We start from the raw sequence: 16,786 nt of genomic DNA on the forward strand, positions 1-16,786 counted from the left end.
CGGGACCGCGCGACGCACCACGGCATCGGGGCGAGGCCCCCCGAGGCCCACCGGGGCTACGCGTCGTCGCCGCGTACTGGGTCGTGTTCGGCGGATCTGCGTGGCTCCCTATGCGAGAATCGCCGCATCATGCGCACGCTCCTGCCTTCCCTCTCGGTCCGCCTCGTCAGCCTCCTCCGACGCGAACCCGGTCGCGCGGGGGCTGTCGTCGCCGCTCTCGTGGCGACGCTGGCGCTGTTCGCGACGCTGGTCGCCGTCACCGCACCCGGCGCGGCGCGGGCCGACCAGACCTCGCCGGTGATCTCGGACGGCGGAGCCCGCGGCAGTGAGTTCGCCGCGCCGCGTCAACGGGCCGACGGCGAGCGCGACTACGCGCGGGTGCCGAAGAAGTGCTTCGCCCCGGGCCAGGAGATCCGCACCCCGGGTCCGTGCTACCTCACCAAGTACCAGAAGTCGCGTCGCACCCTGATCCTGTGGGGCGACTCCCACGCGTGGCAGTTCATTCCGGCACTGCGCCGCGCTGTGAAGGGCAAGCCGATCAACCTGATCTCCTTCGCCTCCGGCAGCTGCCCGCCGGCTCAGGTGCTGATCGCGCCGAAGTACGCCGGCAAGTGCGAGGAGAACGACGCGCTCGCGCTTCAGTTCATCAAGAAGCAGCGCCAGTCCAAGGCGCGTTTCAAGGTCATCCTCGCCTCGAACTGGGGCGGTTTCCGCCAGGGCTACCGCAAGGTCCTGCTGGACGAGGTCGTGTCGACGTCCGGCTACACCGACTTCGTCAAGCAGATGGTGCGCCTCTCCCACGACGGCACGCCGCGCCTGTTCACCACGTTGGGCAAGCTCCGGGTCGACGTCGACGTGATCGCGCAGGCGGCCACCGTCCCCGACCGCGTCCCCGCCTGCACCCCCGGCCAGGACCCCTATCTCTGCGAGATCCCGCGCTGGCGCGCGATCCCCGAGGAGTCGGAGACCAGGAGCTGGCTCAAGGGTCAGATGCGGAAGCTGGCGAACAACCCTCGCTACATCGACGCGTCGCCGTCCTACTGCGACGAGACGACCTGCTTCGGCCTCGTGAACGGCATCCAGACCTTCTACGACAACCTGCACCTGAGTGCCACGCGCACCCGCAACCTCGCTCAGTACTTCAACTGGTCGATCAACGACCTGCTGCGCAAGCGCGGTTGAGATGCGTGCTCCACGACGGCGGCCCGTGAGCCGCAGGATCCGCCTGGGTGCCCTCGGTGCCATGCTCGTGCTCGGCCTGCTCGCGACGCTGATGCCCGCAGCGAGCAGCGCAGCGGCGTCCGAGTCGCCCGTCTCCGGTGGGTCCGCCACAGCGCAGGCCGAACGCGGCGGCCAGGATCCCGCAGCCGACTTCCCGCTGCTACCGAGCCGCTGCTACGACTCGGCGAACTCGCGCCCGGTGACCCCCTGCCGGCTCGAGATCTACCCGCGGCGCCCCACGGTGTTCCTCTGGGGCGACTCCCACGCCTGGATGTACCTGCCGGCAGTGCGCAAGCTCGCCCAGCGCAACCAGCTCAACCTCACCATCATGTTCGCCGGAGGCTGCCCGCCTGCGCGCGGTGAGCGGGCCGACCGCACGCGTTACTGCGAGGCCCACAACGAGCGCGCCCTCGCGATGGTCACCGAGTATCAGCAGCTGGGCCGCGACTACACCGTCATCCTCGCCTCGTGGTGGGCCGGATACCGCCAGGCCTACCGACGCCTGGGGCGCCCCGGCTCGTCCTTCACCGCCTACGAGACCCACCAGATCATGTTGGCGCACAACGGGACCTCGCCGCTGTTCACCGCGTTGCGCAACCGCAAGATCAGGGTCAACGTCGTCGCTCCGTCGGCCTACGTGCCGCTCAACGCCCCCGCCTGCCCCGCCGGGGAGTCGCCGTACGCCTGCCCGCTCCCGCGATCGGCCGCGCTCAACGCCGAGGTCCGCAACCGGCAGTGGCTCAAGTCGTTGATCCGCCCGCTGGCCGGAAGCCCGCGCTACATCGACCCGACGTCGGTCTACTGCACGACGACGACATGCCTGCCGAGCGTCGGCCGCCACGCGACGTTCTTCGACGCGATCCATCTCGGTGCGGGACTGACGTCGACGATGACCTCGTACTTCGCGCCGGTCTTCCGCGACCTGATCCGTCGTAGTCGCTGAGCAAGTCCTCCCTCGCGCGTCGGCACCGGCCCCGGAGACACTCCGCGGGACGGCACGCGCGCCGCGGCACGCGGTGAGGTAGAACACGTTCTATGACGATCGACAACGACCGCGCTATCGCCACCGTCCGCCAGTACCTCGACCTGGTCGCGACCGGTACCGCCGCGGAGATCACCGCGCTCTTCGCCCCGGACGCCACGCTCGAGGACCCGGTCGGCTCCGAGGTGCGTTCGGGCATCGAGGCGATCTCTGCCTTCTACGAGACGGTCGCTCCGTTGGAGGCGACCACGGAGCTCCTGACCGTGCGCGCGTGCGGCGGCGAGGCCACCTTCCACTTCCGGATGATCACCAAGGCCGGCGATGCGAACCTCACGCTCGAGCCGATGGAGCACATGGTGTTCGACGACGAGGGCCGGATCCAGGCGATGCGCGCGTGGTGGAGCGACGCGGACATGACCTGGAGCTGACGGCGCTCGACCCGGGACGCGACCGCGTGGTCCACCGCGGAGCGGGTGGTCTCGGCACGACGCTGCCGCACGCCCCGCTAGCCTCGGCCCATGCTGGCTACCACTCGGCACGGCGCTGTCGCCGTCCTCGAACTGCAGCGCCCCGAGCGCCGCAACGCCCTCGACCTGACGTTGTGCCGCGAGATCGACGCGGCGGCGCGGGCAGCGGTACAGGACGGGGCACGGGTCCTGGTCGTCACTGGGCAGGGTTCCTCCTTCTGCTCCGGCGCGGACCTCACCGGGGTGTACGGCGATGAGTTCCTGCAAGCGCTCTACGGCATGTTGCACGGCCTGACCCGCCTGCCGGTACCGATCATCGCCGCGGTCAACGGGCCGGCGATCGGTGCAGGGACCCAGCTGGCCCTCGCGTGCGATCTGCGAGTCGCCGACGAGTCGGCCAAGTTCGCCGTCCCCACCGCCCGCAACGGCATGGCCGTCGACGCCTGGACGATCCGGACGTTGGCCGCAGTCGCCGGGCACGGCCGGGCACGCCGGGTGATGCTCGCGGCGGCGACGATCGAACGCGACGAGGCCCTTGCGTGCGGACTCGCCGATCGCCCCGGAACCCTCGACGACGCCCTGGCCTGGGCCCAGGAACTGGCCGCACTGGCGCCGTTGACGCTGGCGCACAACAAGCTCGTGCTCAACGGGGGCGAGGACGACGCTGTCGACGCGACGTTCGCCGCCTGCTGGGCCAGCGACGACGTCCGCGAAGCGGCGGCGGCGCGCAGCGAGAAGCGTGCGCCCGTCTTCGCCGGTCGCTGAGTAGCTGAGAGTGCCGACGATGCCGACAGCCGCGCGCCTCGGCTCCGCCACGCGGACCATGCGAACGCGACTCCGGCCAGCCGGCCCGGTTCTGGTCCGCGCTGCGGTCTGTCTCGGCATCGCCGTCCTGCTGTCACTGCCGTTGGCGTTCACCTGGGCCGTCACCCACACCGAGGTGCGCGAGCAGATCGGGACCTCCCCCACGACGTTCTCCCTCACCACCGGCGGCCACAGCGAGCTCCGGCTCGGTATCGCGGGCACGGTGTACGTCCCCCAGTCGTGGGGTCCTGTCGGACTGATCGCGCAGGTCGAGGGCCCCGGCGACCCGGGTGCCGGTGACGGCGACCTCGCGAACTACGTGCGACCCGAGATGCTCCAGCTCTACACGGGTCTCTTCCACGACCCTCAGGCCGCCGTCGACCAGTACATCGAGAGGGTCGAGCAGGAGTTCCGGCGCCAGATGGTCGTCTCCTGCCTGGTGCTGGGCTGCCTCGGTGGGGTGGTGCTCTTCGGCCTGTCCTACCTCCTTCCGCTACGCCACCAGCGGGCCCACGACCACTGGCGTGTGCGCATCGCCGGCTCGGTCGTCGTCGTGCTCGTCGCCACGACCGGACTCGCATGGGTCCAGGTCACCTCGGCAGAGGGGAACGGCAGACCGTCGGACGGCGCCTACGCCCTCACCGTCCTCGACGGCACCCTCGCTGCGGGGAGCACGACCAACAGCCCGCTGCTGCGCGCGCTTCTGGGCGGCGCGCTCGCCAAGTCGCAGGTGCTCGTGGATCGCCAGGAGGCCGCCGACAGCGACTACCGCACCCGCGCCGAAGCCGCACTGCGCGGCCAGGCCTCGGCGATGAGCGGGCCTCGGGAGGGCGAGCTCGCGGTGTTGATGCAGTCGGACATGCACTGCAACACCACGATGATCAAGCTCCAGCGCCAGGTGCGTTCGATGCTGACCGAGGAGTTCGGCGCCGAGGTGCCGGCGGCCCTCGCGATCGCGGGTGACCTGACCACGAACGGCACCGCCGCCGAAGGCACGTGCATCCGCGACGAGGCGGCGATCGCGGGCGATCGTCCGGTCGCGGCGATCATCGGGAACCACGAGAGCGACACCAGCCTGGCGCAGATGAAGGACGCCGACATGACGGTGCTCGAGGGCGAGACCGAGGACGTCGGCGGCGTGCGCATCCTCGGCGACGGCGACCCCGCGCGCACGGAGCTGTTCGGCCCGACGGCGTTGCGCGGTACCGAGACCCAGGCCGATGTCGGCACCCGGCTCTTCGACGTCGCGTCCGAGGCAGGCGACGACCGTCCTGATCTCGTCCTCATGCACGAGGCCTACTCGGCGGCCGCCTTCCTCGACGTCGGCGACATGCGCGAGTTCCTCGACGGGACGCCGCGTGATCTCACCACCCCCGTCGAGGACGACGTCCGCGACCTCCCCGCGGGCGCGATCTTCTACGGCCACTGGCACCGCGACGTGCCGCCCGCCGTGGTGTGGAACAGCGACGGCACCTGGACGCTGGTGATGGAGCTCGACACCTCCGGTGGCGCGGTCGCCACACCGACGCTGACCGACTTCTCGACGCCGTGGACCAGCCCGGCACAGGCTGCCTCGTTCCCGGTGATCTTCCTCGACGAGGAGACCCGGCTCGTCACGGGCTACCAGCTCTACCGGTTCACACCCGCCGGCGAGGTCGAGGTCGAGCCGCGGGTGGAGGTCGGGGTGCCGCCGTCCACCGCCTGAATCCAGGCACGACGACTCCCCGAGCCGCCTCACGTCGGCAGCCAGTCGACCTTGCCCGCCAACGCGGCGTAGCCGACGAAGGCACCGATGTCGAGGAGCCAATGCGTGATCACGAACGGCATCACGCGACCCCAACGACGGTAGAGCCATCCGAACAGCAGGCCCATCACCAGATTGCCGACGAATCCACCGATGCCCTGATAGAGGTGGTAGCTCCCCCGCAGCACGGCGGCCCCGCCGATCGCCGCGGCATCGCCGAACCCGAGCTGGCGCAGCCGCACCAGCACGTAGCCGAGCACCACGAACTCTTCCAGGACGGCCTGTTCGAGAGCCGAGAGGATCAGGACCGGCGTACGCCACCAGACGTCGTCGGCAAGACCGTTGGCCGCGACGGTCAGGTTGAGGCCGAGCGCGTGCATGAGCAGGTAGAACGCCAGGCCCACGGAGCCGACGGCTGCCGCCAGCGCCCCGCCGTAGCCGACGTCCCGCCACGAGCCGAACCGTCCGCCGCCGAACCACACCTCGTGCAGCCGCACGCCCGAGTGCACCAGGAGATATCCGGCCAGGAGCACCGGCATCACGCCGAAGCCGATGCCGAGCAACTGCAGGGTCAGGTCCAGCCAGGGCCGGTCGGGCGCGAGGCTGCGGTTCATCGTGGTGGTCTGAGCCGCGAGGCCGCCCGGTGCCGTCGCAGCCGCGATCAGGCTGACCACGGAGTAGACGGCGGAACGCCCGAGCGAGAGTGAGAGCACCACGACGAGCTCCACCACGATGAGACGCCTGTCCATCACCGGGAGCCGGTGATGCGCCCAACCAGGCGCCGTCATGGCGTCGCCGCCGCTGGCACCGACCACGACAACGTGGTGCCGCCGGAGTCGCGACGTGCGACGTGCGTCGTGCCACCGTGGCGAGCAGCACGCTCGGCGATGTTGCGCAGTCCGCTCTCGACCACCTGGTCGGGGATCCCGACGCCGTCGTCGTGGACCTGCAGGAGGATCGCGGCGCCGGCGGAGACGACGACGTCGACCTGGTCAGCGGAGGCGTGCCGTGCGGCGTTCGACAACGCCTCACCGAGCACGGCCAGCAGGTCGGGAGCCACGGAGGCCGAGATCAGCGTGCGAACGGGCCCGTGGAAGGTCACTGTGGTGCGCACCTTGAGGGAAGCGCGTGCGCGGTCGACCAGGCGCGTGATCTCGGACTGGATGTCTTCGGCGTCCTCCGGCGTCGCCAGTGCGAAGATCGACCGTCGGATGTCGCGGATGGTGCCGTCGAGCTCATCGACGGCGCTCGTGAGCCGCTCGGCAACGTGAGTCTCGGCCGTTCGCCGGGTGGTGCTCTCCAAGCTCAGGCAGACCGCGAAGAGCCGCTGGATCACCAGGTCGTGGAGGTCCCGGCCGATCCGATCTCGATCCTCCAGGACGGCGAGACGTTCGTGGTCCTCGCGAGCCCGGGCGATCTCCAGTGCGAGGCTCGCCTGCTCGGCGAAGCTCACGGGCAGGGCGATGTCGATGCCCCAGCACCGTTCGTCGCGTTCAGGTGCCCAGGCGAGGGCGAGCACCCCCTCGACGCGGCGTGGCGACCGTAGGGGAACGGCGATCACCGCTCCGAGCGGCGGCATCACCGCGCCCGGCACCGGGTTCTCGGAGTCGACGCGTTGTTCGACGTCGGTCCACGTGACCGGCTCGCCGGTGACGAAGACCTCGTTCGTCAGCGACCCGTTCAGGTCCACATGTGCGACGTGCCCGATGTCGATCCTCTCCCCGGAGACCACCCGCAGCCTCACGGGTGACTGATCAGCTCCATCCGCACCCGATCGTGTCGCGATCCAGGCGACATCGGCGTCGGCGACGCCGCGTGCCCGGTCGGCGACCAGTTGGAGCGGGTCTCCCTCCACGGGGTCCCCGACCAGACGGGTGGTGATGTCGGCGGAGGCCGCGAGCCACTGCTCGCGCCGGTGCGCCTCCTCGTAGAGCCGGGCGTTCTCGATGGCCGCGCCCGCCGCCGAGGCGAGCGCCACCACCACCGTCTCGTCCTGCTCGGTGAAGTCGGTTCCGCCGGCCTTCTCGGTGAGGTAGAGGTTGCCGAAGACCTTGTCCCGCACGCGGATGGGGACGCCCAGGAACGACGTCATCGGAGGATGGTGGGCCGGGAAGCCGTAGGACTCGGCGTGCTCGGCGATGTCGTGCAGGCGCAGCGGCCTCGGCTCGTCGATGATGTGTCCCAGCAGGCCGTGCCCTCGGGGCAGCTCGCCGATGCGCACCACCTGCTCGTCGTCCATTCCGTGGTGGATGAACGTACGCAACCGGCGTGAGTCGTCCCGCGTGGAGGTGAGGACGCCGAGCGCGGCGAAGCGAGCATCGACCAACTCGCACGCGGTGCGGACGATCCGGCTCAGCACACTGTCCAGCGAGAGATCGCTGGAGATCGCGATGGCCGCATCCAGCACCCCCCGCTCGATGCGATTGGGCATCGACGACCCCTCTCAGCGTGCCGGCGGATGCTTGACCGAGAACAGCGCAGCCTGGGTGCGACTCGAGAGCCCCAGTTTGGCGAGCAACGCCGAGACGTAGTTCTTCACCGTCTTCTCGGCGAGGAACATCTCGGCTGCGATCTGACGGTTCGTCATGCCCTCGCCGATCAGCGCGAGGATCCGCTGCTCCTGGGAGGTGAGCTGGTCCAGCTCCTCGTCGACCGGCGGACCACTGCGCATCCGCTCCAGCACGGTCGCCGTCACGTGTGGATCCAGTGTCGACTGACCCTCCGCCACACGGCGTACGGTGTCGATCAGGTCGTTGCCGCGCACCTGCTTCAAGACGTAACCCGACGCACCCGCCATGATCGCCGCGAACACCGCGTCGTCATCGTCGTACGACGTCAGGATCAGACTGCGCACCTCCGGATGGGAGGAGCGGATGTCACGGCAGAGGTCGATTCCCGAACCGTCGGGCAGCCTCCCGTCGAGGATGGCGACATCGGGGCGCAGGGCCGGGATTCGCACGGCGGCCTCCGCGATGGTGCCGGCCTCCCCGACGATCTCGATGTCGGACTCGAACTCGAGGAGGTCGCGGATGCCACGACGCACGACCTCGTGATCGTCGAGAAGGAAGACCCGGATGCTCACGAGACCAACGTAGCCAACCGAGGGCGCGCAGGCCGGACAGTCGGGGCCCCTGGCCCCCGGGACTTGGCCCCTGCGGAGGCAGGACCTTCGACCCTCCATCGGCATGGTCGGTCGGCGGATCGTTGAGCGATGAGCTCCACCTCGAGCGTCCCCAGACGCCCGGGTTCGGCCGCTGACCGCATCCCGTCGTCCGGGTCGGGTGGCAGTCGCTACGCACGAGGCGGGCTACCACCGATCGCGCGGCGCGATCTCGAGGACCTGGTCTGGTGACCGGTCCTGGTTCGCCACGCAAATCGAGGGGTCCATGGGCCCGGCCTCCCCGGACCAGCGACGCATGGGTCGATGACCACCGACCGTGTCGGGCGGCGCGGTCCCGCGCTTAGCGTCGGAGCAGGGCCCCAGCAGTGCCCGGTGGGGACCTCGACGAAGGAGCAACAACGTGGATCCGACCGACATCGCCCGGTGGCAGTTCGCCATCACCACCGTGTACCACTTCCTGTTCGTGCCGGTCAGCATCGGCCTGTCGGCCATGGTCGCCGGGTACCAGACCGCCTGGCGCCGCACGGGCAACGAGCAGTGGCTGCGCCTGACCAGGTTCTTCGGGAAGCTCTTCCTGATCAACTTCGCGATCGGTGTCGTCACTGGCATCGTCCAGGAGTTCCAGTTCGGGATGAACTGGAGCGACTACTCGCGGTTCGTCGGTGACGTCTTCGGCGCCCCGTTGGCGATCGAGGGCCTGCTCGCGTTCTTCCTGGAGTCGACCTTCCTCGGCCTGTGGATCTTCGGGTGGGGTCGGCTCCCCGCTCCGCTGCACAACGCGTGCATCTGGCTGGTGCATGCCGGCACGGTGTTCTCCGCCTACTTCATCCTCGCCGCGAACTCCTGGATGCAGCACCCCGTCGGGTACGGCTACAACCCCGAGACCGGTCGAGCGGAGATGAACGACTTCGCGGCGGTCATGTTCAACAAGGTCCAACTGGCGACCTTCCCGCATGTGATGTTCTCCGCCTACCTGACGGCGGCAGCGGTGGTCGTCGGGATCGGCGTCTGGCACCTGCGCCGGCTCGATCGGCCCGCGAGCGACGGCGGTGACGCGGTCGTCGTGCCGCGCAGTGCCGAGCAGCGAGCGGACGAGGTCTCCCTGTACCGCAAGGCCGTGCGAACGGGAGCGGTGCTCGCCCTCGTGGCAGGCCTCGGGGTCGTTCTCTCCGGTGACGTCCAGGGCAAGGTGATGACCGAGGTGCAGCCGATGAAAATGGCTGCGGCCGAGGGGCTCTACCGCTCCGAGGAGGGCGCGGACTTCTCGCTGCTGACGGTCGGCACCCTGGACGGCTCCGAGGAGCGGTTCGCGATCACCGTGCCGAACCTGCTGTCGTTCCTGGCCACGGGCAGCTTCGGTGGTCGGGTCGAGGGGATCACCGACCTGCGGGAGACCTACCGCGCGACCTACGGTCAGGACCCCGGGGCGGCGTACTACTCCCCCGGCGACTACACACCGACCATCCCGCTGACCTACTGGACGTTCCGTCTGATGATCGGCACCGGCATGGCCGCCCTGGCGATCGCCGGCTGGATCCTGTGGGCGACCCGGAGATCAGCGGCAGCCCCGATCAACCGACTGACCATCGGGCTCGCCGTCGCGCTTCCCTTCCTGCCGCTGCTGGCCAACTCCTTCGGATGGATCTTCACCGAGGTCGGACGTCAGCCCTGGGCCGTCTTCGGACTGATGACCACCGAGAGCGCCGTCTCGCCCGGCGTCTCGGCCGGAGAGATGCTCACCTCGCTGGTCGTGCTCACCGCCGTGTACGGCGTGCTCGCCGTGATCGAGGGACGTCTGCTCCTCACCTACATCCGACGCGGAGCCGAGCCCGCGCCCGTGGACGCCGACGTCGTGCGGCCCGTCGACGCGCCGCTCGCCGTCGCGTACTGACCGCCCCCTCGTCGCGCTGAGGAGTCTGGACATGGAACTCACCACCATCTGGTTCGTGCTGATCGCTGCGCTGTGGATCGGCTACTTCACCCTCGAGGGCTTCGACTTCGGAGTCGGCATGCTCCTCCCGGTGCTCGCCGAGGACGATGCCGAGCGTCGGGTACTGATCAACACCATCGGGCCGGTCTGGGACGGCAACGAGGTGTGGCTGCTCGTCGCCGGTGGCGCGACGTTCGCGGCGTTCCCCGAGTGGTACGCGACGCTCTTCAGCGGGTTCTACCTGCCCCTGCTCCTCATCCTGGTCGCGCTCATCGTGCGCGGACTCGCGTTCGAGTACCGCGCCAAACGTGACGACGACCGCTGGCGCGCGCGGTGGGACGTCGCGATCGTCGTCGGTTCGGTCGTGCCGGCACTCCTGTGGGGCGTCGCCTTCGCCAACATCGTGCGCGGCGTGCCCATCGACGCCGACCTGGAGTACGCCGGAGGGTTCCTCACCCTGCTCAATCCCTACGCCCTGCTCGGTGGCATCACCACCCTCCTGCTCTTCCTGACCCACGGGGCGGTCTTCATCAGCCTCAAGACCGACGGCCGCATCCGACACGCCGCCCGCGAGCTCGGCATCGGACTCGGTGCCCTCGCCGCAGTCGCGGCCGTCGCCTTCCTGGCCTGGACCCAGGTCTCGACCGGCACCACCGCCTCCGCCGTCGTCTTCCTCGCAGCGGCCGCCGGGCTGGTCGCCGCGCTGCTGGCGCTGCTGCGCGGGAACGAGGGGTGGGCCTTCACCGGAACGTTCCTCGCGATCGCCCTCGCGGTCGCCGGTCTGTTCGTGGCCCTGTTCCCCGACGTCATGCCGACCACGCTCGCCGACGGCACGGCGCTGACCACGACGAACGCGGCGGCCACGGCCTACACGCTGAAGATCATGACCGTCGTCGCCGCGCTCTTCACCCCGGTCGTCGTGGGCTACCAGGCCTGGTCCTACTGGGTCTTCCGCAAGCGGATCAGCGTGCACCACATCCCCGTGGCCGCCGAGTCGGTGTCGGTGTGAGACCCACAGATCCACGGCTGCGGACGTTCCTCGCACCCGCACGCACTGCTCTCGCGGGGGTCATCGTGTCCGGCACCGTGGGAGCGCTGCTCGTGATCGCCCAGGCGTTCCTCCTCACGGATCTGGTGGTGGCGATGGTCCGAGGCACCGACCTCCGCGTGCCCGCGGTCGCTGTGACCGTCGTCCTGGCCGCGCGTGGGATGGCGACGTGGGCCGGTGAGGTCGCGGCTGCTCGCGCCGCAGCACGCGTCGGTACCGACCTGCGCCGCAGGCTGCTGGCGTCGGCGTTGGAGCGCGGTGGCCCGGCGGACGCCGTGCTGGTCACGCGCGGCGTCTCCGCCGCCGAGCCGTACCTGACCCGGTACCTGCCCGCCGTGGTCCTGGCCGGAGTACTGCCACTGCTGACGGTCGCTGTCATCCTGACCCAGGATCTCCTCAGTGCCCTCGTGGTGCTGGCCACGCTCCCGCTGGTCCCACTGTTCGGGGCGCTCGTCGGGCTCGCCACTCGTGACCGAGCGCAGGATCAATGGCGTGCTCTCGACGTCCTCGCCGGTCATTTCCTCGACGTAGTGCGCGGCCTCCCGACACTGGTCGCGCACCGCCGCGCGCGGGCGCAGTCCGCACAGATCGCAGCCATGACCGACCGCTACCGGACGGCGTCGAGTGCGACACTGCGCCTGGCCTTCGCCTCGGCAGCGGTGCTCGAGCTCGTCGCGACGCTGTCGGTGGCGCTGGTGGCCGTCATCGCCGGGGTGCGGCTCGCCTCCGGCGGCCTGGATCTCTCCACCGCGCTGGTGGTGCTGCTGCTCGCCCCAGAGGCGTACTGGCCGCTCCGCCGGGTCGGAGCGGAGTTCCACGCCGCTGCCGAGGGCGTGGCCACGTTCGAGCAGGCGGTCGCGCGACTCGGCGAGGGTCGTGCGGCCACGCCGACGGCACGCGGCGTCGGCACGGCGCCCGTCCCCCTCGACGCGCCGCTCGTGCTCCACGACATCTCCGTCACCTATCCCGATCGCTCCGAGGCGACGCTGTCGGGCATCAACGCCGTGCTGCCGGCTCGGGGAATCACGGTGATCACCGGCCCCAGTGGTTGTGGGAAGACGACGCTGCTGCGCGCGATCGCCGGCCTCGCCCCTGCCCGCGGAACACTGACGCGCGACGGAGTCCCCGCCGCCGGTCCCGCCTGGGAGTGCCAGATCGCCTGGCTCCCGCAGCGCCCCCGTTTCGTGGTGGGAACGGTCGCCGACAACCTCCTACTCGGATCGACCGAGGTCGAGGAGGCGGAGCTCTGGACCGCATTGCGGCGGGTCGCCTTGGAAGAGCGCGTGCGCGCTCTGCACGACGGGATCGACACGCGACTCGGCGAGGACGGAGCCACCCTCTCCGCCGGCGAACGGGCGCGTCTCGCGCTGGCGCGTGCCGTGCTCGGCGTCCGCGCGGGACGCACCTGGGTACTGCTCGACGAGCCGACAGCCCATGTGGACGACCTGACCGAGCGTGTCGTGGCCGACACCCTGGTCGAACTCGCTCGGGACGCAGCCGTCGTCGTGGTGGCGCACCGGCCAGCCCTCGTCGGGCTCGCCGACCACGAGATCCGGATCCGCCCGCAGAGCGCGACCCGCCCGAGGGGGGTCGCGACCGCGGGCTCGACCTGCACCTCCGCAGGTGCGGGCGCGGACAGGTCGGGTTCCACGGTGGAGCGTCCGAGCGCCCCGTCGTCCACCGCAGGGCCCGAGGGTCGGCGCGGCCCCTCTCCAGCGGGCCGGTCGGGCTGGTTCGCGACCCTGCTCGCCACCGCGGCCTCCACCTCCGGCGTCGCCCTCACGGCGACGGCCGGATGGTTGATCGTGCAGGCATCCGGACACCCGCCCGTCCTCACGATGCTGGTCGCCATCGTCGGCGTCCGTACGTTCGGTCTCGCTCGGCCCCTGCTGCGCTACGCCGAGCGTCTGACGTCCCACGACCGCGCCCTGCGCCTCCTGGCACGTCGCCGCGTCGAGGTCTACGACGCCCTCGTGCCACTCACGCCCGCACGACTCGGTCGGCGACGCGGCGACGTCCTGGCGTCGGTGGTCGACGACGTCGACGCCGTGGTGGACGAGGAACTGCGCGTGCGTCTGCCACGACGCACAGCACTGCTGGTCATCGCGACGGCGACGGTGACGACCACGCTGTTCGAGCCGCGCGCCGGGCTCGTTGCCGGCGCGTCCGCCATCCTCGCCTGCACGACCGCGTGGGCGACGGCGCGGTACGTCGCACGACGTTCAGAGCGACGCCTGGTCGCACTGCGTGCCGCCCTCGGCACTCGTGTCGTGGACTCCCTCGAGGCCCGCGACGAGCTGTGGCTCTGGCAGGGTGCGGACCGTGCGGTCGGCCGTGTCGTCGAGCTCTCGGCGGAGATCGGGCGAGCAGGCTCGCTGAGTGCGCGCGGCGCCGGTGCGGCCAAGGCGCTCGTGTTCGGCATCACCGGGGCTGCCATGGCCGGTGTCGCCTTGATCCTCGGCCCTGCGGTCGCAGCCGGTGAGATCTCCGCTGCCGTGTCGGCGCTCGTCGTGCTCGTGCCGCTGGCCCTCAGCGAGGTGATCCTGCCCGTCGCCGACGCCGCCGTCCTGTCGGCCCGCACCGAGGCGGCGGCGGGCCGGCTGCGTCGACTGGAGACGACTGCTCCCGCAGTGCGCGACACGGTCAGTCGAGCGGTTCGACCACACGATCACGCGCTCTCCCTGGACGCAGCGACCGTGCGCTGGGAACGCGGCGGTGCTCTGACGGCCGCCATCACGCTGCGTGCGTCAGCCGGGTCCAGGATCGCGCTGGTCGGGCCGAGCGGATGCGGCAAGAGCACCGCCGCGGCGTTGCTGATGAGATTCCTCGACCCGGTCGATGGGCGGGCGACCCACGGCGACGTCGACCTCCGCGACCTCGGTCTCGACGACGTGCGGGCGATGACGGGCCTCGTGGACGACGACCCCCACCTGTTCGCCACCACCGTCGTGGAGAACGTGCGGTTGGCCCGGCCCGACGCGAGCGACGCCGACGTGGAGGAGGCGGTGCGCCACGCACGCCTCGGCGACTGGCTCGACTCGCTGCCCGCCGGCCTCCACACCTGGATCGGCGCGGGCCACGCCGAGGTGTCAGGAGGTGAACGGGCCCGGCTCGCGATCGCGCGGTCGTTGCTGGCAGCCCACCCCGTGCTGGTTCTCGACGAGCCCACGGCCCACCTCGATCATGGCACCGCCGTCGCGCTCGCGGAGGAGCTGCTCACCGGCGAGCGGGGACGCACGGTCGTGTGGATCACCCACGCGGAGGCCGGCCTCGACCTCGTCGACGACGTCGTCCGGCTCGGAGGCGGGCAACCCGCACTGGCCGGTCGCTGACCTCCGCCCGAGCCGCGACCCGGCGCAGCGCGCGCTACTTGTGGGGAACGCCCTGAACCGTTCCGCCGTCGACGACGAACTCGGCGCCGGTCGCGAACGAGGACTCGTCGCTGGCGAGGAACAGCACGAAGGCAGCGACCTCCTCCGGCTGACCGGGGCGGCCCAGCGGGATCGGGATCATGTCGTCGGGGATGATCTCGGTCATCGGCGTACGGATCAGGCCGGGGTGCACGGAGTTGCACCGCACCCCCTGCGCCGCCAGCTCCATCGCCACGGACTTGGTCAGGCCGCGCACCGCCCACTTCGTGGCCACGTAGCCGTGGGCCCACGGGGTGCCGCGAACTCCCTCGATCGAGGAGATGTTGACGATCGACGCGCCCGTGCCGGAGGCGGCGGCCTTGATCAGCTCGTCGGTCGCGGTGCGGATGCCCAGGAACGTGCCGGTCAGGTTGACGTCGAGCACCCGCTGCCACTGATCGAGGTCGAAGTGCTGGATCATCGCGCCGTTCGCGACCCCGGCGTTGTTCACCAGGACGTCGAGGCGGCCGAACTCGGCGATCGTGGTGGCGAGCGCCGCCTTCCAGTCATCGTGACTCGCGACGTCGAGGTGCACGAAGCGGGCGGCGTCGCCGAGCTCGGTGGCGAGGGCCTGGCCCTGCTCGTCGGAGACGTCGCCGATGACGACGCGCGCCCCCTCACTGACCAGCAGTCGCGCGCTCGCGGCGCCGATACCGCTGGCGGCTCCGGTGATGAGGGCGACCTTGCCGTCGACGCGTGCCATGAGGGGTTCCGTTCTCTCGGGTCAGTGGGTGTCGCAGGAAGCCGCGTCAGGCGGGCGGCGCGTAGACGCCGCGGCCGGTGGCGACCGGAAGGTCCAGGGTGGTGCGGATACCAGGAGCCGCGGCGACGACGTCGGGGATCGCGTTCACCACGCGGCCGGCGCCGACCAGGATCGCGGCGTGGTTGTGGTCGCCCTCGGCGCTGGTCGGGCAGATGTCGACGACGTAGGAGGGCTCGCCGGTGATCTCGATCCGGTAGGAGCCACCCTCCTGAGCGGGTCGGGCCCAGTCGGGGCGCTGGTCGTCGGCTGTCCTCGTGACGTGCTCCACCACGATCGCGGGGTGGCCCGCGACCATGCCGCGCACCTCGAACCTCAACGCCGACTGGGTGCCCGCGTGGATGGTGCCGACCGCGACCTCGAGGTCCTCGGTGGCCCATTCGCGCTCGTAGGACTCCTCGATGTCATCGACCTCGATGCCGAGTCCGGCCGCGATCTGGTGGATCGTCGTCCCCCAGGCGGACTTGAGCACGCCCGGCGTCAGCAGCATCGGGATCTGGTCGGGGCCCATGCCGAAGCCCATGACGTCGATCATCACGGGCGCGCCGTCGTAGGTCGCGTAGTCGGCGAGCTCGAGCACCCGGATCTGCTGGACCGTGCGACAGGTGCTGAGCACCGAGAACGCCATCAGGTCGTTGGCCCACCCGGGGTCGACCCCGTTGATGAACAGACTGCTCCGGCCCTCGCGGCAGGCGTCCTCCATCTGCTCGATGAACGAGGCCGGCAGCACCTTCCACGGCCAGGCGTAGCTGCCCGGCGAGGTGCCGCAGACGTCGACGCCCGCAGCCAGCAGCTTCTTGACGTCCTCGATGGCCTCGAAGAAACGGACCTCGCCCAGGGCGCAGTACATGACGCAGTCGGGTTCGGTGGCGAGCAGCGCGTCGAGGTCGCCGACCGCGCTGATGCCGGTGACGATGTCGAGACCGGCGAGCTCGCCGGCGTCGCGCCCGAGCTTCTCCTCGGTGGAGACGCAGAGCCCGGTCAGCTCGAAGCGGTCGTCGAGGATCAGGTGCTTCAGCGCCAGTCGCCCGACGTTGCCGGTGCCGACATGAGCCACGCGGATCGCCATAGCGGGCACCGTACTAGAACACGTTCTACCTGCCAAGGAGATCCGGACAGAAGTCTGGACACCCGTCCAGGCCCGTGCGACGGCGACCGGCCGCACCTGCGGACGGGGCACCGCGACGCCACGGACGTCGTCACGCGAGACCGGCGACGGCGGCGACGCCCGCCGCAGCCAGCGTCGTCGCCGGACGGCCGAGGAGTCGCGCCAGATCCCCACTGGTCACGTGGAGATCG

The 16,786-nt window shown here is 70.6% G+C and carries 13 protein-coding genes; 8 read left to right on the plus strand and 5 right to left on the minus strand.

What is annotated here, in order from left to right; genetic code table 11:
- Positions 1 to 129 precede the first annotated feature (129 nt).
- The 5 genes from KSO97_RS10510 to KSO97_RS10530 all read left to right on the plus strand — a co-directional run bounded on the left by KSO97_RS10510 (position 130) and on the right by KSO97_RS10530 (position 5,179).
- Positions 130 to 1,182, plus strand: coding sequence for an SGNH hydrolase domain-containing protein (locus KSO97_RS10510; protein WP_232678615.1), 1,053 nt, complete (start codon positions 130 to 132; stop codon positions 1,180 to 1,182).
- A gap of 25 nt (positions 1,183 to 1,207) precedes the next feature.
- The gene (locus tag KSO97_RS10515) at positions 1,208 to 2,164 is read left to right on the plus strand and encodes an SGNH hydrolase domain-containing protein (protein WP_232678617.1); all 957 of its coding nucleotides are present in this window, start codon (positions 1,208 to 1,210) and stop codon (positions 2,162 to 2,164) included.
- A gap of 92 nt (positions 2,165 to 2,256) precedes the next feature.
- Positions 2,257 to 2,631 (plus strand): nuclear transport factor 2 family protein, encoded by a 375-nt coding sequence (locus KSO97_RS10520; protein ID WP_232678620.1) that lies wholly within the window; start codon positions 2,257 to 2,259, stop codon positions 2,629 to 2,631.
- A 90-nt stretch (positions 2,632 to 2,721) separates the two neighbouring features.
- A complete protein-coding gene (locus KSO97_RS10525; protein WP_232678622.1) occupies positions 2,722 to 3,435 on the plus strand; it encodes an enoyl-CoA hydratase in 714 nt (237 codons plus the stop codon).
- 19 nt (positions 3,436 to 3,454) lie between these two features.
- On the plus strand, positions 3,455 to 5,179 hold the full coding sequence (locus tag KSO97_RS10530) for a metallophosphoesterase (protein ID WP_232678624.1): 1,725 nt from the start codon (positions 3,455 to 3,457) through the stop codon (positions 5,177 to 5,179).
- Between the two features lie 29 nt (positions 5,180 to 5,208).
- Here KSO97_RS10530 and KSO97_RS10535 read toward each other — a convergent pair whose 3' ends face one another.
- Genes KSO97_RS10535 through KSO97_RS10545 form a run of 3 tightly spaced genes read right to left on the minus strand, consistent with a single transcriptional unit; the run spans position 5,209 to position 8,300 of the window.
- Positions 5,209 to 5,967, minus strand: coding sequence for a CPBP family intramembrane glutamic endopeptidase (locus tag KSO97_RS10535; protein WP_232678626.1), 759 nt, complete (start codon positions 5,965 to 5,967; stop codon positions 5,209 to 5,211).
- A gap of 35 nt (positions 5,968 to 6,002) precedes the next feature.
- Positions 6,003 to 7,649 carry a GAF domain-containing sensor histidine kinase gene (locus tag KSO97_RS10540; RefSeq protein WP_232678628.1) on the minus strand — a complete coding sequence of 549 codons (1,647 nt, stop codon included), beginning with the start codon at positions 7,647 to 7,649 and terminating at the stop codon, positions 6,003 to 6,005.
- 12 nt (positions 7,650 to 7,661) lie between these two features.
- On the minus strand, positions 7,662 to 8,300 hold the full coding sequence (locus KSO97_RS10545; protein ID WP_232678630.1) for a response regulator transcription factor: 639 nt from the start codon (positions 8,298 to 8,300) through the stop codon (positions 7,662 to 7,664).
- 439 nt (positions 8,301 to 8,739) lie between these two features.
- Here KSO97_RS10545 and KSO97_RS10550 point away from each other — a divergent pair, with 439 nt between their 5' ends.
- The 3 genes from KSO97_RS10550 to cydD are packed head-to-tail and all read left to right on the plus strand — an operon-like array spanning position 8,740 to position 14,649.
- Entirely contained in the window at positions 8,740 to 10,230 is a 1,491-nt protein-coding gene (locus KSO97_RS10550) for a cytochrome ubiquinol oxidase subunit I (protein WP_232678632.1), read from the plus strand.
- A 31-nt stretch (positions 10,231 to 10,261) separates the two neighbouring features.
- Positions 10,262 to 11,278, plus strand: a complete 1,017-nt coding sequence (gene cydB / locus KSO97_RS10555; protein WP_232678634.1) for a cytochrome d ubiquinol oxidase subunit II — start codon at positions 10,262 to 10,264, stop codon at positions 11,276 to 11,278.
- A complete protein-coding gene (cydD, locus tag KSO97_RS10560) occupies positions 11,275 to 14,649 on the plus strand; it encodes a thiol reductant ABC exporter subunit CydD (protein WP_308188285.1) in 3,375 nt (1,124 codons plus the stop codon). The genes cydB and cydD overlap by 4 nt, the downstream gene beginning before the upstream one ends.
- Positions 14,650 to 14,683: 34 nt before the next feature.
- On the opposite strand, the gene KSO97_RS10565 is transcribed toward cydD, so the two are convergent.
- Together KSO97_RS10565 and KSO97_RS10570 are read right to left on the minus strand one after the other, a co-directional pair.
- Positions 14,684 to 15,430, minus strand: a complete 747-nt coding sequence (locus tag KSO97_RS10565; protein WP_232678638.1) for a glucose 1-dehydrogenase — start codon at positions 15,428 to 15,430, stop codon at positions 14,684 to 14,686.
- A 46-nt stretch (positions 15,431 to 15,476) separates the two neighbouring features.
- On the minus strand, positions 15,477 to 16,556 hold the full coding sequence (locus tag KSO97_RS10570) for a diacylglycerol kinase (RefSeq protein ID WP_232678639.1): 1,080 nt from the start codon (positions 16,554 to 16,556) through the stop codon (positions 15,477 to 15,479).
- Positions 16,557 to 16,786: the final 230 nt, after the last annotated feature.

Origin of the sequence: Nocardioides sp. R-C-SC26 (assembly GCF_021246465.1) — a bacterium.
In the GTDB taxonomy this organism is placed as follows: domain Bacteria; phylum Actinomycetota; class Actinomycetes; order Propionibacteriales; family Nocardioidaceae; genus Nocardioides.